Below are 16,001 nucleotides of genomic sequence, written 5' to 3' on the forward strand. Positions count from 1 at the left end.
CGCCTCAGAACGGCCATCCCCTGGTCGCGATGAAGATCGCCGCATCGGCTGCGCCCATCAGCAGCAAGACGAGGAGGACGGCGATCGTCGCTCCCGGTTGAGCGAGCACGCGAATATTTTCCAGCATGTATCATCCTCGATCGCGCGATCACCGTGCCGCGGGCTTTTGCGGATCGTCGCGGCGCTGGGCGGCTTCCGTGTTCCGGTCCAGTTGCGCGCGCTCACTTCGGCGCAAATGGCCGGATCGTCTGACGCCATACCAGATAGCGGCGCCAAGGATAAAGGCGCCGATGAACCACAGCCACAATGCCGTGGCCGAGACGTCTCCCAAAAGCATGCCGACGCCGCTATTGCCCATTTGTGCGCTCCGATTAGATATGCGGGCAATGCGAGCCTGGTGCGGTGGTTCCTAAGCGCAGCAGGGCCGTCGGCAGGATGTCAGGAGGGCTGTGATCAGAATTGGCGCGATTTCGGACACGCACGGGCTGCTGCGGCCCGAAGCAGTGCACCATCTGGCCGGAGTCGTGCACATCATCGACGCGGCGCGTTCCCTAATCGTCAGTTGAGATCGGCAGACTCTTGCCGCGCGACATCGCCATTGGAGCGAGAGAGTCTGATCGCCCCGAGGAACGCTTGTGATCGCCTTTGGTTACCCGAGCAAATTCCGGAGCGGCTCCATGATCGAATATCCCAAACCTCCATTTCCGGCCCAGCAACAACCGATGCCCGGTTCGACCCGTGCGATGAGACCGCGGCCGGATCATGGCGAAGAGAGTTACCGAGGCGCAGGGCGCCTCGCCGACAAGAAGGCCATCATCACGGGTGGCGATAGCGGCATCGGCCGTGCCGTCGCCATTGCCTATGCTCGCGAGGGCGCGGACATCGTCATCTCATATCTTAACGAAGATGAGGACGCGGCCGAGGTCAAGGCGCTGGTCGAGCGGGAAGGGCGCAAGGCTGTCCTGATTTCCGGCGACATCAGCAATCCCGATCATTGCCGCTCCATCGTCCATCGCGCGGTCGAGGAACTCGGGGGAATCGACATCCTCGTCAACAACGCGGCCCATCAGGCGACGTTCAAGGACATCCAGGACATCAGCGATAGGGAATGGCAACGAACCTTCGAAGTGAACATCCACGCCATGTTCTATTTGGCCAAGGCCGCTGTCCCGCACATGCGGCCTGGCGGGACTATCGTGAATACCGCTTCCGTGAACTCGGACATGCCGAACCCGAGCCTGCTCGCCTATGCCACGACCAAAGGGGCCATTCAGAACTTTACCGGCGGGCTCGCACAGATGCTGGCAAGCAAGGGCATCCGGGTCAACGCGGTCGCTCCGGGGCCGATCTGGACGCCGCTCATTCCGTCGACCATGCCCGAGGATTCCGTCGAGAATTTCGGCAAGCAGGTGCCGATGCAGCGCGCCGGACAGCCGGCCGAGCTTGCGACAGCCTATGTGATGCTGGCCGATCCCCTCTCGAGCTACACCTCGGGAGCCACTCTCGCTGTTACCGGCGGGAAGCCGTTCATTTGAGCCGATACGCAGCCGGCGCTGCGTTCAGCCGTCAGGGCTGCCGCTGTCACGGTGCGTCTTCGGTCGGTGGATCGTCGCGCCGCGGCGTAGCAGGTCGAGTTAGGAACGTCTCTTCCGGCTGCAGGTTTTCGAGGCAGTCACGGGAGAACAGCATGGATCAAAACGACCACGCCACTGTCCGATCAGGGCAGAGCAGCGCAGTCGGCTGGATGGCCGGCGCAATCTTCGTCATAGCGGTCGTTGCGGCCGTCTTCTTCTACAATGGACGCGATGTCGGTCATCAGACCACCACCACGACTCCGACCAACGCCCCGAGCGTCACGACGGGTTCGGGCCCATCCAACAAGTAAGCCTGCGCTTGCATTAGCGGTCGCCCGAAAGGGGCAGCCCGTTCATTTGTCGAGTAGTAGATGCGCAGCTCCTTTATCCTGGCACATGGGCGCACATTCATAGTTGGTCATGCAATGCCCACATGCGATGGAAGTGCAGGGTCAGGTGAAGCTCCGGGCGGCTGCCGGAGCGTCCAACAGCTTCTTGACAGGAATGGCCGCTGACGGGACCTTTGCTTGGAGGCAGATCCCGCCAGCCAGAAGACAGGCGTAGCGTCTATTCCGTCTGCTCGACGGCCGCCGGCATTTTCGCAACCGACATCAGCGAACGAGCGACCTGGTTCAAGAGCTGATCAGTGTTCTCTTCCTCAGCGAGGGACTTCGACAGCAGACTGACGATCGCGCTGTGGCGCAATTGCTGAGCAAGATTTCTTGCCGTGGTGTAGCCGGCAATCTCATAGTGCTCGACCCGCTGCGCTGCGGCGATCAATGCGAGGTCGGCAGCAGCATCTTCCTTCTCTTCGCCTTCGGTCATGATTTCCTGACCTTCCTCGACCAGGCCCATCATGCCCTTGCAAGGCTTGGCGCGTGCGGACTGTCCGAGCATCTCGAAGCACTCGTTGATCCGCTCGATCTGTGCCTCGGTCTCGGCGAGATGCTGCTCGAACAGCTCTCGCAGCTGATCGAAGCGCGCGGCTTCCGCCATCTTGGGCAGCGCTTTCGTCAGTTGCTTTTCTGCGTGAAGGATGTCGCGGAGCTCGTCGATCAGGAGTTCGCCAAGACCGGCTTCGTCGACGGACGGAGAGCTCTCGGTAACGATCGCGTTTGCCGGGCCGGGCTCACCGGCCTGGATGGCAGGCGAGTCGGTGAAGACCCATTCGCCTCCTTCATTCCACGGCCCGCGCGTGTCGATCTCGCCGTGATCGCCGGTTCCCGTCGAATCGTTGAAGAACTGATCGACGAGGCCGGGTGTCGGCGCGATCCGGCCGATGCTGAATGCCGGCTTTGCCATGCTTTCGAGCGCCAACGAGAACGCCTTCATGTGCGTGATCTCGCGGGTCATCAGGAACTGAAGCGCATCCTTGGTGCCGGTGTCATCGGTGAAATTGATCAGCCGTTCGTAGACGATTTTGGCTCTCGCCTCCGCGGCAATGTTGCTCCGAAGGTCGACATCCAGCTCGCCGGTGATCTTGAGGTAATCGGCAGTCCAGGCATTGCCCTGCGAGTTGAGCAGGTTCACGCCGCCGCCTCCCGCGATCGCGATGAGCGGATCGGCTTCGGCAGCCTGGCGATCGAATTTCGAGGGCTTGAGATGCATGCGGGCGAGTGTGCCGACGACTTCGAGATGGCTCAATTCCTCGGTGCCGATGTCCATCAGGAGATCCTTGCGATCCGGATCCTCGCAATTGAGTCCCTGTATGGAGTACTGCATGGCGGCGGCAAGCTCGCCGTTGGCGCCGCCGAACTGCTCGAGCAGCATGTTGCCGAACCGGGGATCAGGTTCGTCGACACGAACGGTGAACATCAGTTTCTTGACGTGGTGGTACATGGATTTCCCTTTAGGGTGCGAGGAACATCCGTTCTCGAACCGGCGTGTATTGGCGTTGTTCCTATGTAGCTGCTGCGCAGTAGCGACGACGAATGCCCGGGGACGGACTGGGCTTTCCTTTGTCGTGGCGAGGCCGAGGCGAAGGGGCAGCTCGGTCGCTGCAATCGTCTTAGTGAGAGGAACGATCGCTGTGCTCCACGCATTCCAAGGGCGTCAAGGCAAAAAGGTGATGAGATGTCCCGACGACTACTGGCCAGGCCCTGGACACCGGCCGATGATAAGCAACTGAGGGAGATGGTTGAGGCTGGCTTGAAGACGTCGGCGATCGCTCGGAAGCTGAGAAGGCCGGTGGGATCGGTCCACTCCAGAAGATCCAAATATCAACACCATCACGTCTCGTGGGTAGGACAGTTCCTGGACACCGACGGCGGCCGCTAGGGATCAGGTGGGACAGTTTGGTGTCGCGGTCAGCTATTGCCGCAAGCCCTGAACATGCGAGCGCTCGTTCTCGACTTCTTCGGCGTCTTGCTCATCAATTCTCATGAGCGAGTTGTCCGCTGCGCCATGCACCTTCAGGAGTTCGTCGAGCTTGGCGTGCAAGGCCTGAGTGTCGCGATGCTCGGCTCGCTGGATGAGAAGCGTCATTCCCCAGGTCGCGAGCGTCGCCAATGAATGCCACTCGAGCCCATTTCCCATGGTAACCCAGCAGACCGCATATACCAGATAGAGGATGAACGCCGCTGGTCGCGCCGTGGCAACGCCGATCTCCGTAAGCCAACCTTTGGGATCGGAAAGGGACATGCGGGCAAACAGCACGAGAACGGCGGTGTTCCTATTGAGGTCGGCCAGCCTGGGGCCGTGATCGCTTCGTCATGAATTTAGATCAATTGACGTTGTCACCCAGCATGTTCCGGGTTGCGGTCACGACTGCGGCAAGGCCGCTCTCGCCGTGCATCAACGCGATCGCGCCCTGCTGCTCATGACGAATGGCATGGGCCATGACTCGCAGGCGGGGATCACCGCGGCTATGCCACATCTGATCCGCCATTTTGACCGCTCCCCTGTGATGTCGGATCATCATCTCGACGAAGACCGCGTCGAATTGATCGGGCGGCGCAAGTTTAACCAGCTTGATCTCGGTCAGTGTAAGGAAGCCCGGCATGACAGCGCGCTCGTCGGAGCTGCAATCAGGCATCGCAGTATCGAACCAACTCAGCCACCAATTTGCAAGAAGTCTGTTCTCGCCGGTCTGGCTTGCCACCATGAGCAGCGCGAATTGTTGCAGGTGTCGAGCTTGCGCACGCCGGGCGGCAATGCGCGCGAGCTCGATACCCTGGGCATGATGCGTCGTCATATGACGCATGTAGGTCTGGTCTGCATCCTTGTCGCGTCCGATCCACGGCGGTTCATATCCATGGCTACCGAACACGGCGACAATTCCGAGCATTACCATTAGGGCCAGTGCACCTGCGAGCCACGCTTCGGTAAACCGCAGATCTCGCGCGGCTGCCGCGTCGCGTGCCCACCGCAGCCGAGCGAACAAGGGATACATCAGGGCCGATGAAGCGTGGACTAGAAGCCCGATCCAGTATGGCTGCAGGAGCGTGAACAGCGGCTGCCAAAACGGGAAGAGCGGCACCAGCACAAACCATTCCATGCCGGACGAGAAGATCGCCCAAGGTAGCGCCAGAAGCAGAATCACCGGAGGCCGCAGATGAGCGGTCCAGCGTCCGAGGACACCAAAGAAGAATACCGCCCAGGAAAAGTCCGCCCATTGATGGAAGGCAATGCCGACAAAGGACAGCGCTCCACGACGGCTCCGAGCTGAGCGCCCAGTCGCGAGCCGGAATGGTCGCCACCGTCATCCAATCCACCGCCGCATCGCGGCCGATCCGCGCTGCGAACAACTGGCTGACGATGGTGGAGAAAGTACTGCTGATCAGCCCGAGCTCGACGGCGGCAATCCAGTGCGAGCGTCGCCGTCTCTCGTCTGCAATCCCGGCCTGGTCAAGAGGTGACACCGGCCGTCGCGTGCTGGATCATCTCTTTCGCTCGACCTTTCGCGGCCTGAAGCCCCTTGGGGAAACCGCTGCGGTTGGGATACAGCTTGCGCCGCGCATGCGGCGGGGGCCGCTGCGGCTTGGTATCTAGAGCGGCCCGGTAGTCGAGCATGGCAATGCCGCCCACCATGAGGAGCGCCAGCGCGATGTTGCCTTTCTTGGGATTATCGGATGTCAGGCCCGAAAGGAGCGCAGCCGCGTCTAGGCCATCGCCACCGACGCGGGCCCACAGCCCCGCGTTCTTATCGACCGAGAGTGACATGACGCCGGCGAGGATTTCTCGCACGCCGAAAGCACGGACCATCGTCTCGTGTCCCTCCATCCCGAGCGTTTCCGTGACGCGTCGGGGCGCGAAGAATTCCGTGATGCCGAGGCCAATGCTGAACCAGCCAAGCGCGCGTGCAAGCTGGTCTGTCGGTTGCTTCAGGCTCGGTCCGCCTTCAACGATCTTGGGGTCGCCCTTGGAGCGCACGATATTGGAGAAATGAAACATGGTTGCTCCTTCAGGGCTTCAGCACGACTTTGACGCACGAGTCTCGCTTGTCGCGGAACATTTGGTACATTTCGGGACCTTGCTCGAGCGGCACGGTGTGGGTGATGACGAATGACGGATCGATCTCGCCTTCCTCGATGCGGCGAAGCAGATCGTCAGTCCAGCGGTTGACGTGGGTCTGCCCGGTGCGCATCGTCAGACCCTTGTTCATGAACGCGCCCATCGGAAGCTTGTCGGAAAAGCCGCTGTAAACGCCGGGCACCGAGATGATGCCACCGGGCCGGCAGACATAGATCATCTCTCGCAGGACATGCGGCCGGTCGCTCTCCAGCATCACCATCTGCTTGGCGCGGTCGAGCAGGGTGTCGGGCCAGGACGCCATCACATGCGATTCCATCCCGACGCAATCGATGCACTTTTCCGGACCTTTGCCGTCGGTCAGTTCCTTCAGCCGATCCGGAACGCTCTCGTTCTCGAAATTGATCGTGGTCGCGCCGGCGGCTTCCGCCATGGACAGCCGCTCGGGCAGGCAGTCGATCGCGACCACTTGGTTGGCCCCGAGCAGGATTGCGCTGCGGATCGCCATTTGTCCGACCGGACCACACCCCCAGATCGCGACCGTATCTGTCGGTACGATGTCGCATTGTACGGCGGCCTGCCAGCCGGTCGGGAAGATGTCGCTGAGAAACAGCAGCTGTTCATCTGGGATGCCTGCGGGAACGTTGATATGCGTGGCATCGGCGAAGGGTACGCGCAGATATTCTGCCTGTCCGCCGGGATAGCCACCGGTCAAATGAGTGTAGCCGAACAGACCTGCGGTCGAATGTCCGAACACCTTATCGGCCAGGTGCTTCTTGCGATTGGTGGTCTCGCACACGGAGAAATTGCCGCGTTTGCATTGATCGCATTCGCCGCAAATGATCGTGAAGGGGACAACGATGCGGTCGCCCTTCTTCAATTTGCCGTCGACGCCGTGGCCGACTTCGACGACCTCGCCCATGGTCTCGTGGCCCATGATATCGCCGGGCATCATGCCTGGAATGAAATTGTGGAAGAGGTGCAGGTCTGAGCCGCAGATCGCGCAACTCGTGACCTTGATGATCGCGTCGCGCGGGTCCTGGATCTCCGGATCGGTAACGGTATCGCACCGGATGTCTTCCTTGCCGTGCCAAACCAGCGCCTTCATTTTCGTTCTCCGCCTGAATTACGAGGCATCTAAGTCCAGAATAGAACGATGGTTGCTATTGCAGCCGCAAATCTTCGCGCCTGATTGCGGACGTTCGGATAGGAACGAGCCGGACGCCGAGCGATTGGCCGTCATCAAGGTCAGCCGCGAGGATACGCCCATGTCCGCCGATCGATTGCCCGCCAGCAAGTTCGCCGTCGTGACCGGAGCTTCCACCGGAATCGGTCTGGAACTCGCAAAGTGCTGTGTCGAGAACGGCTTTGATCTTGTCATCGTTGCGAACGAGCCCGCAATTGAGACGGCTGCGACCGAGCTGCGCAGGCTTGGCGGAAGTGTAGAAGCCGTCCACACCGATCTCGCCACCACAGAGGGCGTTGACGACGGTGGCTAACGTCACGCCGAATGAGGTGTTGGCCAAGCAACATCGCAAGATGGCGGAGCCGGGCACGGCGAAGTCTTGACGAGATCGCGCTGCGGTCGCTCCAGGACCACCGCGATCCAATCAGCGAATTGTTGAACATCGACGATTGCGAGCGGCCGTCCATGCCAATCATTCGATACTTCGTTTTCGTCGGCGGGCTACTGCTGGCGCTGCTCTTCGCGGCGGATCGGCACCTGCCGGCTCCCAAGAACAAGCTCGAACCGAGCGTCGATGGCGACAAGATCCAGCTTGTCGGCGAAGTAGACGAAGTCAGGACGGCGCCAGCAGCCCGTTGGACTGCCGGCTCACGGGTGCGCTAAGGCCCCCTCGAAAACGGTTCCCACACGGAACAGAGTTCGGCGGTTCTATTCGTCCCGCGATTCACCTATGCAAGCGAGAAGGGAGCGCGGCCTATTGCCGAACGAGCAGTGGTGATCAGGAGGGCGGGGGGTGACTGAACGAGGGGTGGGGGCTGGCCGGTTTCTCGTCCGGATGGGAGGCGTCGGCTGGATGGTTTACGATCGGGATCGCAAGGGGCCGGCGCTGATCGGCACCGAACTCGCAGCTAATTTGACGAGAGAGCAAGCTGAACGAGCATACCATACGCTCGTCCGCTCAGAGCCGGGCCAACCTGCTGGCGGTCCAGGGGGCTCTTCATAGCGACTCCGAAAGTATATTTGGCGGACGCCAGAACTTCGCCTTATCCTTTGACCTGGAGCGCAGCTTTCCTCGCTTCCATCTCGGCCACGGCGATGGCCAGAGCTTCGTTCATTTGCTCGTCGGTGAAGCGCGCAGCAATTTTCTTTAACCGCGCAATCTTCTCGTCCAGTTCGACACACTGGTCACCTATTGCGGTCCGTTCGAAGTATCAGGTCCAAATAAGAACGAGCTTTTGGTTCCGGCGATAGGCGGCTGTTCGGCGGCGTCTTCCACCGTCCTGATCTGCTCGGCGCGGCGGGCAAGATCGTCGGAAGTTTTTGCCACGCGGCGAAGAGCCTCTTTCGTTTGCTGATGCTGTGCGTTGTCAGCTTTGGTTCGAAACTCCTCGGCCCGAGTACGAAAATAGTTCGGCGAATGTGTACGCTCGAGACCCATGACTCACTCCGCAATCCAGGTTTTCGCGTGTAACTGGCGATGGGCGATTTGGTTCAAGACGGGCTCATTGCACCGGCCGTGAAGAGCCCCTTTTCCTGGCTGAAGGGACCACTGAGGGAAGGTCGGTTCAGGCTTGTGGAACAATTGTCCACTTTGGTTCTTTACGTCGTCAAAGAGCGGGGCGATTCGAATGCTGACAATGCTGCTCATCATGACGCTTGGCGGTGGTGCCGTTGTCGCCATCATCGTCGCGGTGTTTGAAGGTCGCGCCGCGATCGATCGCAGGCGCGTCGAGAGTCACTAGCCGTCTCGGTTCATTTCGTCCTTTGGCAATTGGCTCTCCGTTTTAAGCCGCACATAGGTCCGCTTTCGTGCAACTCCATCCGGCCTCGCTCGACAAGGGTGGGATGCCGGCGCCAAATTCCGCACCAGTGCCTTTCGGCGTATAAAGAAAGGGCGCGTTGATTTTCTCGATATGAATGTGGCCATCCTGGACCGGTGCAATGCTGGCGGCGAACTCAACCAGCTTTGCGGCGGCCGCCTCCGGCGCCGCAAAGGGACGTTCCGGTCAATTTCAACTTCAGCGCTCCCCAAGGCCATCAGACGGACGGCGGGTCTAGGGGCCGAGATTCTTGTGGTCGCACGGCCGCCAAATGGCTGTTCTCGTACGGACCTCGTCGGCGCTCGGAGCATCGGCGATTGCTGACGCGCCCCGACGACGAAGGCCGCAGCGAAGTCAATCGCTGCGGCCCGCGCACGGTCAAATGAACCGGGTGAAACGATCTACGTGAACTATTCAACCAGCCCCGGTCTAACGATTATCTCCCCCGGCTTTCCGGATCGCATTGCTCTATGTGAATCGGGTCGGGAAAAATAGGCAACGGAACTGTGCGAAAGCGAACAGAGCAGGCTTTCGAGCAGTCAGTAGGCTCATGTCTGCTTGGTGCAACCGAGACCAAGCCCAGCGGCCTCGGCCTACACACCCCAAATTCTCCGCCGGGCCGGGGCCGTCTGGCGAGACGCGCGCTGACATGCCGCTCAGGACGTTTGGTGGCGGCTACGTGGGTGGCTGCTTTTTCCGTGCCTAATTTGCCGTTGCGTATCGTTTGGTACTTCGCGATCCAAAGGGCCCTGCTACTGTTTCCCGAGCAGAGGGGGCTCGCCATGGATCGGCTGAAGAATGCGCAGGGGGATATCGAAGCCCCGAGTGTGAAAATTGCCGGATCACCATGAGATGGTTTCGCTCGGAGTTGCTGCGAGATACTCCGGATTCGATAATCGCCCACCTTCTTGTCTGCCCGAACTGCAAACGCGCTCAGCGGATGGATACAAAGTTCACGCCGGTTCGGGTCCCGCCTGACAAGCTGTCTGCTCCTCGCTTTCGTGTGATCGCAGGCGGAAGGTTGGGGCGCAGAGCTCATGACTCAGCTCCGCGCGATTGAAGCGACATTCCCACAAGATCATGCTTAACCAGCGCTACTTCGGCATCTCTCCGCAAATGCGCAGGACAAAGAGCGTATTTCGAAATTCGTCGGTCACCTCCATCCGCCATTCGCGGCCAGGCACTAGATCGCCATCAATGCCCTGCAAAATTTGACCGGCCATCGATGTGGCCTCTTTCCAGGCGGCGTTTCTGTCAGGCAATTCCTCACCGACTCGATCGGTGGTTATGCGACCGTAAAAAACGTTGAAGAAGTAGCGGGGCATCTTCGGCATCCGAAAAAGAAAATGGCAATGCGGCAGTAACGCCGCAAAGTCTGGATCGGTTCCGCGTCAAGCCTTGCCGAGCAACCGCAATGCGGCGTTCGAGCTGGTCGATAGGCTTGTTGAGAAGGGGGCGGTCGCGGAAGGCTCTCGCAAGAGCCTGCGCCACCGCTTCAGCGCCGTGGCGATCAAGTGAAACGTTCAGCAGCGCGATGAAACTCAGAGGCGCGGGCGTGCTTCAATGCAGACGCCAGATCGTTAGCCTCTGCCGCAACCATATGGCCCAGCTCGGTCGGCGTGCTGGCCGAAGAAGACGCCGAAGGACGTCGACTCTGGACATCCGGCATGAACGCAATGGACGCGGTCGATCCCGATATGCCGTGTCACGCAGTGGAACATCGATTGGAGCCCTCAATGGTCTTTACCGGGGCGGCTTTTATGGTGGCAGGCTGATGAAGCGGATGCGAAGAAGGCGCTGCAGATGCCGTCTCCGTTGCAACGGCCGCCTTCTCAGCTTGCATAGCGCTGTTCGGGAAGATCCCTGCGGCCCAGCAGGACTAACTTAGGCGGACCTCCGGTGGCCTCTACGAGGCACGTCGCGCACTTCGTTGTTCGAATCCAAGCGCCATGGAACGTTGATCACAGTCAGATCGGGTTGTCCAAGAGCTATCAACTGGTTACGTAGCCGGAGCGCGCGATGGGTATGCAGGAAATGCTGATACCAGCGCCGCTTGACGAGCTCGGGAATGAGCACTGCGACGCGCCTGCTCGGGAATTGAGTCCTGATTTCGTCAATCGCTTTCAATATGGGTAACTGAATGGTGCGGTATTGGGCATGGAGTACAATGAGACGGGGAGGGAAAAGCCCAACGTTCTGTGCGGGGACTTCGACATCTGCCCGCCATTGCTCCCGCATCATGCGCTGCTCTTCCGTGGTATCCGGGCCTGATAACTGCATCAGGTGAACGCCAACCACGTTTGGTGAGATGCTCAGCGCAAATCCCAGTGCATTGTCACTCAGCTTATTCCAGGTCTCAAACGCAACGATTACGATGGGCGGAGCCAATCCGCTGAGATCTAGCGGGGTCGGATCGCGGAGCTGAGTGGCTAATTCGTCGTAGTAGGCCCTTATCACCTTAAGCAGGATGACGACCATTGGCAGCACCAACATCGTTATCCAGGCTCCCTCGGTGAACTTCGCGGCAACAATAACGGTCAGAGCAATGCCCGTCGTTACTGCGCCTGCCGTATTGACCAGAAGATGGGCTCTCAGCTGCGCTTTCGACTCTGCTGCTTGATCGATCGCGCGACGCCAATGCCAGACCATCCCGGTTTGGGAGATCGTGAACGTGAAGAATGCACCGATGGCAAATAGCGGGATCAGCCGATCCGTTATGCCGCCAAAGAGGATCAAGAGAAGCCCTGATGTGAACCCGAGGTAGAGGATGCCGATGTCAAACACCAAGCGACGGCCTGCGACCGCGAAGGATTTTGGCAAAAAGCCGTCCTCGGCTACCACATGGCAAAGACGGGGAAAATCGACAAAGCTGGTGTTCGCGGAAAGGGCCAGCACGCACAGGAGGGAGCCGATTGCGACGTAGTACAGGATGCCGTCGCCCACGACGGCGGCGGCAAGCTGCGACAGCACGCTTCGATAACCTTCTTGTTCCTGATCCATGGCACCGATTCCGTAGGCGCGGGCTAGGAGAGCTATCCCGATCAGCAGGATACCGAGGATCACGACGATGGCGGTTAAGGTCCGATGGCCATATTTCACCGTAGGCTCGCGAAACGCGGTCATGCCGTTGGATACGGCCTCAACGCCCGTCATCGCCGTGCAGCCGCTGGCGAACGCGCGCAACAGCAACCAGAGGCTGGCGCCCTCGATCGCTTTCCCGATCGGCGGCGGCGGCACCACCGGCTGCGGCGATCCGCCGGAAATAACCATCTTGTACATGCCAACCGCTAAAATGACCCCGAAACTTGCGACAAAGACATAGGTCGGCAAGGCAAACAATCGGCCGGCATCGAGTGTGCCGCGAAGGTTCACGATCGTTACCAAAGCCAGAATCGCGAGGCACAACGGAAGAATATAAGGATGCAGGATCGGCACAGCCGAAACCAGCGCGCCCACGCCAGCTGCGATGCCCACCGCGACATTCAGAACGTAGTCGACCATCAGCGCAGCAGCCGCGAGCAAGCTGGCATTGGTGCCGAGATTGTCTTTTGCGACGACGTAGGCGCCGCCATTGTTGGGGTACGCCCGAATGGTCTGCCAATAGGAGGCGAACAATATCCCGAGAAGCGCCACGATCGGCGCCATGACCCATCCAATGTAGGATGTCGCTGCAGCGCCGAGCGGGATGAGAATTGTGAGGGCCGCTTCGGGCCCATAAGCGGACGAGCCGAGTCCGTCGAGCCCCATTGCGGGAAGCCCTTCGAACGCTCCGATTTTGCGTTCGCTGAACTCCCTATTGGCCAAGCGCCGGCCGAGAACAAGATCGAGCAGGCTCACGACTGAATCGGTCCGGCTGAGGGGATCTCCACTTTGAACAAAGGGACCTGAACTGCAAAAGTTCCTGGCGCGCATAGCAAGGGCAGATGTAGCCAGTCGATGTGGGCGTGAATCACGTCGAACTGGGTTAGCGCAAATACCACTTCCAACTGGACTCCAAAGCCGCATTCGGATCTGAGCGTGGTCGCCAAGGCGAAGGGCTTTGGGCCAGACGGGAAAAAAAGTGCAGCGCGGGTCCTGGAATCGCCGCTCGCGAACAAGGTGACCTCATGTCCAAGCTCGACGAGTGCGTCCACCAGCCAGGCAACAACTCTTTCAGTACCGCCATGCCGCTTCGAACGTTACAGCTATCGGATGATCCGAGGTGATCTCGCTATGGACAGTGTAGAGCGCTTTTTCGTCGGCGTGGCCATTGCGGGCGGATATCCCTTTGCGCGGCAGTGTTGATGCTTGGTTCTTAGCGCTACCGCCCGCGAGGAATTGATAAGGTTGCCAGCTGCTTCTCGCGGCGCCTTCTTCAATCCGCAGAGTCGATGCCGTGTTTCTCCGTATTTCCATGTGCTCGACGGCGCGGTGGAGTTGCGGGACACGGACCAGACGCTCTTACCGTTGGTGACCGAAGGAAGACCCAATGGGGCAACCTCATTCTTACTTCGGCGATTGCAGGCCCTGCGAGGCCAGCCACCCTCTCAGGTGAGGCAGCCTTAGCTCGTCGAGCTTGGCGAACAACTCGCTCCCTGCCGGGCGGAATGCTTTGGGCCTCTTCCCGCAGGTCCTGTGCCGCCTCCACGAGCAGCTCTTCCAAAGTGGTATTCTTGAAACGAAGTCTTCTCAGCATTGTGTTGCTCCCTCGAATGCAGGCGGGAGCGCGATCGCTCTCTCTGCCACCGGGCACCTACAGAGGTCAGTCTTTGGCCGGTGATGTTGGGCAACTGTCCACACGGACGAAGGTTGCTAAACTGGATCGCCAAGCTCAAAGCCCCGCTGCTTGGGCGCGTGGTCCCCACTGTGTTACCGCAATTCGATCTCTTTGATCGCGAGAGCCGATATCTCCGCCGGGTCATGCACACCGCTTTGCGCGACCTTGATGATCTTCTTTGCGACCATTTCCGCAAGAGGATCGTCGCGATCCTTGACGCAAGGGAAGCTGTGCTCATCGAGAAACGGTGGCAGCGATGGTGGACCTCGCCCCGAACCGCGCCCATGGTCCGTCTCCCTATTTGGAGCCGGAGCACCGCCGGGCGATCTGCAAAGAGATTGGGGAGCGACTTCGCGGTACCCTCGCGGACGATGCGGCGCCGCTACCGCCACAACTGGAGGGTCTGGTAGAGCGGCTTACCGAGTCGGACGGCGGAGCGTCCCCAACCGCCTCTGCGCGCGAAGACGACGCCGCATCCCTGCCGCTCTGGAAGCGTGTCACGAGGCGTTGGCGGGTCTTCTGAGAGGGCCACTCAGGATCGGCCGGCGCGACCTTGGTGCAGCCCAATAGCGGGAGCAATAGATCATGACTGATGATCAGATCAATCTCGTCGTTCAGCAGCTGTGCGAGCAATTGGGCGCTCCGATTGAAGGGCAGCGAGGCACATCCACCAAACGCCAAGGATATCGGATTCGATCCTGCCTCTGTAAGAACTGTATTGCTGAGCGGCTTGCGTTCGGCGGGTGTCACGATCCATCACGAGGCAGTCGGAGCGAGCGAAGAGCCGCCATGGTCCTAAACGCGAAGCGTGGGACCGCGGCACGCGCCTGTGTCTCGGTCGGGTCAAGGTCGGACATTGATCAATGGGGTTGAGACGTGTGCTTTGGCACAAGGGTGTCACGGGCGGCGGAGCGCGAATTATCAAACAATCGGCTGGAAGTTTGACAGTAAGCTCTCGCGGGCGCGAAACGAACAATCAAGCAAACTGCCACAATACGCATTTTGGCATTATTGGTGACGTAGGTGGCCGACAGGTTAATAGGGACCGGAAGATCGGCCGACAGACACGCTGCCTTAAGGGTTCGTCATTGAATTGACGGCGTCCGCAATGGCAGCGGGGTCTGCGTGCGTGACCATATGTCCGGCATTCGGAACCAGGTGAAGATCGGACCGAGGCAGCGCTTGATGTAAATCTCGAGCTTGTTTCTGTTCGATCACCTGGTCCTCTGCTCCGTGGAATATTTTTACCCGGCTGTCCATAGTCGAATAATGAGCTTGGAATTGTGCTGCAGTTGGACTGAGGAGTGCGCTTTCCTGCGCAGCCGCCCTCAATTGTGTCGGCCTGAGAACCAGAGACGCTGGAAATTCATTTTTGAACGTCCGCGGGATAGGCCGGGGCGCGAAAATCTTGCGCAGGGCTCCCGGCAACATGGCCCACGAGATGATAGGCGCGACAGTGTAGCTGACCAGGTCGCCCAAAACCGGTATCGCCGGACCTGACATCAACCACACGTCCAATCGGACGGTTGGGAAGTAGTACCCGGACGCAAGCACAAGACCCCGAATCGGGTAATCCTTCCGCACGCCGAGAGCGATAGCGACCAAGGCGCCCCAAGAATGGCCCAGCACCACAGGATCGCGGATCCCGAGTTGCTCGAGCGCCTTCACCAGCAGAGCTGCTTGAGCCGCTGCGCTCCATATTCGGAGCCGTGGCCGCTGACTATGGCCAAAGCCCGGGCGGTCGAAGCACACCACGCGATTGCGACGGGCAAGAAGATCGACCAGCCCACTGCTCATGAAGTCCTGGATCATGGATCCGTTGCCATGGAGCAGCACGACGCAAGGAGCCGCGGGATCGCCCCGATCGATATAGTGGAGTACCACGCCGTCGCACTCGAGAAACTTGCCAATAGGCGGATTCCTTCGCTCGGCCAGTTTGGAGAAGCCGATGTTACCGATGACGAGAAGTGCCAATAACAAGGCTGCGATGAGCAGTACGGTTTCAGCGGTGGTCATGACTGAGCCTTGAGCTATACGGCCAAGAACATTAGGCAGCGCGGAGCAGACGAGCCAACCAGGGAATAATTGGAAGTTGAAGTGCTCGTTCCTGGGCGCAATCGCGGAGGATTGATTAAAAGAGCGCCCGTGCCGAGCGGTCCGCGCTTTGCGAACTCGACGGTAAGGGCGTCGCGCAG

Annotated in this window: 15 protein-coding genes and 2 pseudogenes; 5 read left to right on the top strand and 12 right to left on the bottom strand. The window is 59.9% G+C overall.

Annotation, left to right across the window (positions count from 1 at the left end):
• Positions 1-4: 4 nt before the first annotated feature.
• Both AAFG16_RS14345 and AAFG16_RS14350 read right to left on the bottom strand, forming a co-directional pair.
• Positions 5-127, bottom strand: a complete 123-nt coding sequence (locus AAFG16_RS14345; RefSeq protein ID WP_283085138.1) for a hypothetical protein — start codon at positions 125-127, stop codon at positions 5-7.
• Between the two features lie 21 nt (positions 128-148).
• Positions 149-358, bottom strand: a complete 210-nt coding sequence (locus AAFG16_RS14350; protein ID WP_283085139.1) for a hypothetical protein — start codon at positions 356-358, stop codon at positions 149-151.
• A 91-nt stretch (positions 359-449) separates the two neighbouring features.
• Between AAFG16_RS14350 and AAFG16_RS14355 the strand changes: the two are divergent.
• The 3 genes and pseudogenes from AAFG16_RS14355 to AAFG16_RS14365 form a co-directional block, all read left to right on the top strand.
• Positions 450-536: pseudogene (locus AAFG16_RS14355) on the top strand (metallophosphoesterase); the annotation flags it as partial.
• Between the two features lie 141 nt (positions 537-677).
• Entirely contained in the window at positions 678-1,535 is an 858-nt protein-coding gene (locus AAFG16_RS14360) for an SDR family oxidoreductase (protein ID WP_342739534.1), read from the top strand.
• Positions 1,536-1,687: 152 nt separating this feature from the next.
• On the top strand, positions 1,688-1,885 hold the full coding sequence (locus AAFG16_RS14365; RefSeq protein ID WP_342739535.1) for a hypothetical protein: 198 nt from the start codon (positions 1,688-1,690) through the stop codon (positions 1,883-1,885).
• Between the two features lie 256 nt (positions 1,886-2,141).
• On the opposite strand, the gene AAFG16_RS14370 is transcribed toward AAFG16_RS14365, so the two are convergent.
• The 5 genes from AAFG16_RS14370 to AAFG16_RS14390 all read right to left on the bottom strand — a co-directional run bounded on the left by AAFG16_RS14370 (position 2,142) and on the right by AAFG16_RS14390 (position 7,152).
• On the bottom strand, positions 2,142-3,413 hold the full coding sequence (locus AAFG16_RS14370; RefSeq protein ID WP_342739536.1) for a DUF892 family protein: 1,272 nt from the start codon (positions 3,411-3,413) through the stop codon (positions 2,142-2,144).
• A 471-nt stretch (positions 3,414-3,884) separates the two neighbouring features.
• The gene (locus AAFG16_RS14375; RefSeq protein ID WP_283085143.1) at positions 3,885-4,229 is read right to left on the bottom strand and encodes a low affinity iron permease family protein; all 345 of its coding nucleotides are present in this window, start codon (positions 4,227-4,229) and stop codon (positions 3,885-3,887) included.
• A gap of 67 nt (positions 4,230-4,296) precedes the next feature.
• Positions 4,297-5,115: a DUF305 domain-containing protein gene (locus AAFG16_RS14380; RefSeq protein ID WP_342739537.1), complete on the bottom strand. Its 819-nt coding sequence runs from the start codon at positions 5,113-5,115 to the stop codon at positions 4,297-4,299.
• A gap of 305 nt (positions 5,116-5,420) precedes the next feature.
• The gene (locus tag AAFG16_RS14385; protein ID WP_342739538.1) at positions 5,421-5,966 is read right to left on the bottom strand and encodes a hypothetical protein; all 546 of its coding nucleotides are present in this window, start codon (positions 5,964-5,966) and stop codon (positions 5,421-5,423) included.
• A 10-nt stretch (positions 5,967-5,976) separates the two neighbouring features.
• Complete coding sequence (locus tag AAFG16_RS14390) at positions 5,977-7,152, bottom strand: zinc-dependent alcohol dehydrogenase (RefSeq protein WP_342739539.1); 1,176 nt, start codon at positions 7,150-7,152, stop codon at positions 5,977-5,979.
• Between the two features lie 160 nt (positions 7,153-7,312).
• Between AAFG16_RS14390 and AAFG16_RS14395 the strand changes: the two are divergent.
• Both AAFG16_RS14395 and AAFG16_RS14400 read left to right on the top strand, forming a co-directional pair.
• Positions 7,313-7,531: pseudogene (locus tag AAFG16_RS14395) on the top strand (SDR family NAD(P)-dependent oxidoreductase); the annotation flags it as partial.
• A 134-nt stretch (positions 7,532-7,665) separates the two neighbouring features.
• A complete protein-coding gene (locus AAFG16_RS14400) occupies positions 7,666-7,893 on the top strand; it encodes a hypothetical protein (RefSeq protein ID WP_283085145.1) in 228 nt (75 codons plus the stop codon).
• Positions 7,894-8,419: 526 nt separating this feature from the next.
• Here AAFG16_RS14400 and AAFG16_RS14405 read toward each other — a convergent pair.
• The 5 genes from AAFG16_RS14405 to AAFG16_RS14425 form a co-directional block, all read right to left on the bottom strand.
• Positions 8,420-8,668: a hypothetical protein gene (locus AAFG16_RS14405; protein WP_342739540.1), complete on the bottom strand. Its 249-nt coding sequence runs from the start codon at positions 8,666-8,668 to the stop codon at positions 8,420-8,422.
• A 1,476-nt stretch (positions 8,669-10,144) separates the two neighbouring features.
• The gene (locus tag AAFG16_RS14410; protein WP_283085148.1) at positions 10,145-10,375 is read right to left on the bottom strand and encodes a hypothetical protein; all 231 of its coding nucleotides are present in this window, start codon (positions 10,373-10,375) and stop codon (positions 10,145-10,147) included.
• A 559-nt stretch (positions 10,376-10,934) separates the two neighbouring features.
• The gene (locus AAFG16_RS14415; protein ID WP_342739541.1) at positions 10,935-12,887 is read right to left on the bottom strand and encodes an APC family permease; all 1,953 of its coding nucleotides are present in this window, start codon (positions 12,885-12,887) and stop codon (positions 10,935-10,937) included.
• Positions 12,884-13,183: a hypothetical protein gene (locus AAFG16_RS14420; protein ID WP_283085150.1), complete on the bottom strand. Its 300-nt coding sequence runs from the start codon at positions 13,181-13,183 to the stop codon at positions 12,884-12,886. The genes AAFG16_RS14415 and AAFG16_RS14420 overlap by 4 nt, the downstream gene beginning before the upstream one ends.
• A 1,697-nt stretch (positions 13,184-14,880) precedes the next feature.
• Positions 14,881-15,822: an alpha/beta hydrolase gene (locus tag AAFG16_RS14425; RefSeq protein ID WP_342739542.1), complete on the bottom strand. Its 942-nt coding sequence runs from the start codon at positions 15,820-15,822 to the stop codon at positions 14,881-14,883.
• Between the last annotated feature and the right edge of the window lie 179 nt (positions 15,823-16,001).

The sequence above is a fragment of the Bradyrhizobium sp. B117 genome (genome assembly GCF_038969555.1).
GTDB lineage: Bacteria > Pseudomonadota > Alphaproteobacteria > Rhizobiales > Xanthobacteraceae > Bradyrhizobium.

Bases quoted from the DNA above. Each gene is read 5' to 3' on its own strand.
- AAFG16_RS14345 (WP_283085138.1), bottom strand. From the start codon at position 127: ATGCTGGAAAATATTCGCGTGCTCGCTCAACCGGGAGCGACGATCGCC.
- AAFG16_RS14350 (WP_283085139.1), bottom strand. From the start codon at position 358: ATGGGCAATAGCGGCGTCGGCATGCTTTTGGGAGACGTCTCGGCCACG.
- AAFG16_RS14360 (WP_342739534.1), top strand. From the start codon at position 678: ATGATCGAATATCCCAAACCTCCATTTCCGGCCCAGCAACAACCGATG.
- AAFG16_RS14365 (WP_342739535.1), top strand. From the start codon at position 1,688: ATGGATCAAAACGACCACGCCACTGTCCGATCAGGGCAGAGCAGCGCA.
- AAFG16_RS14370 (WP_342739536.1), bottom strand. From the start codon at position 3,413: ATGTACCACCACGTCAAGAAACTGATGTTCACCGTTCGTGTCGACGAA.
- AAFG16_RS14385 (WP_342739538.1), bottom strand. From the start codon at position 5,966: ATGTTTCATTTCTCCAATATCGTGCGCTCCAAGGGCGACCCCAAGATC.
- AAFG16_RS14390 (WP_342739539.1), bottom strand. From the start codon at position 7,152: ATGAAGGCGCTGGTTTGGCACGGCAAGGAAGACATCCGGTGCGATACC.
- AAFG16_RS14405 (WP_342739540.1), bottom strand. From the start codon at position 8,668: ATGGGTCTCGAGCGTACACATTCGCCGAACTATTTTCGTACTCGGGCC.
- AAFG16_RS14410 (WP_283085148.1), bottom strand. From the start codon at position 10,375: ATGCCCCGCTACTTCTTCAACGTTTTTTACGGTCGCATAACCACCGAT.
- AAFG16_RS14425 (WP_342739542.1), bottom strand. From the start codon at position 15,822: ATGACCACCGCTGAAACCGTACTGCTCATCGCAGCCTTGTTATTGGCA.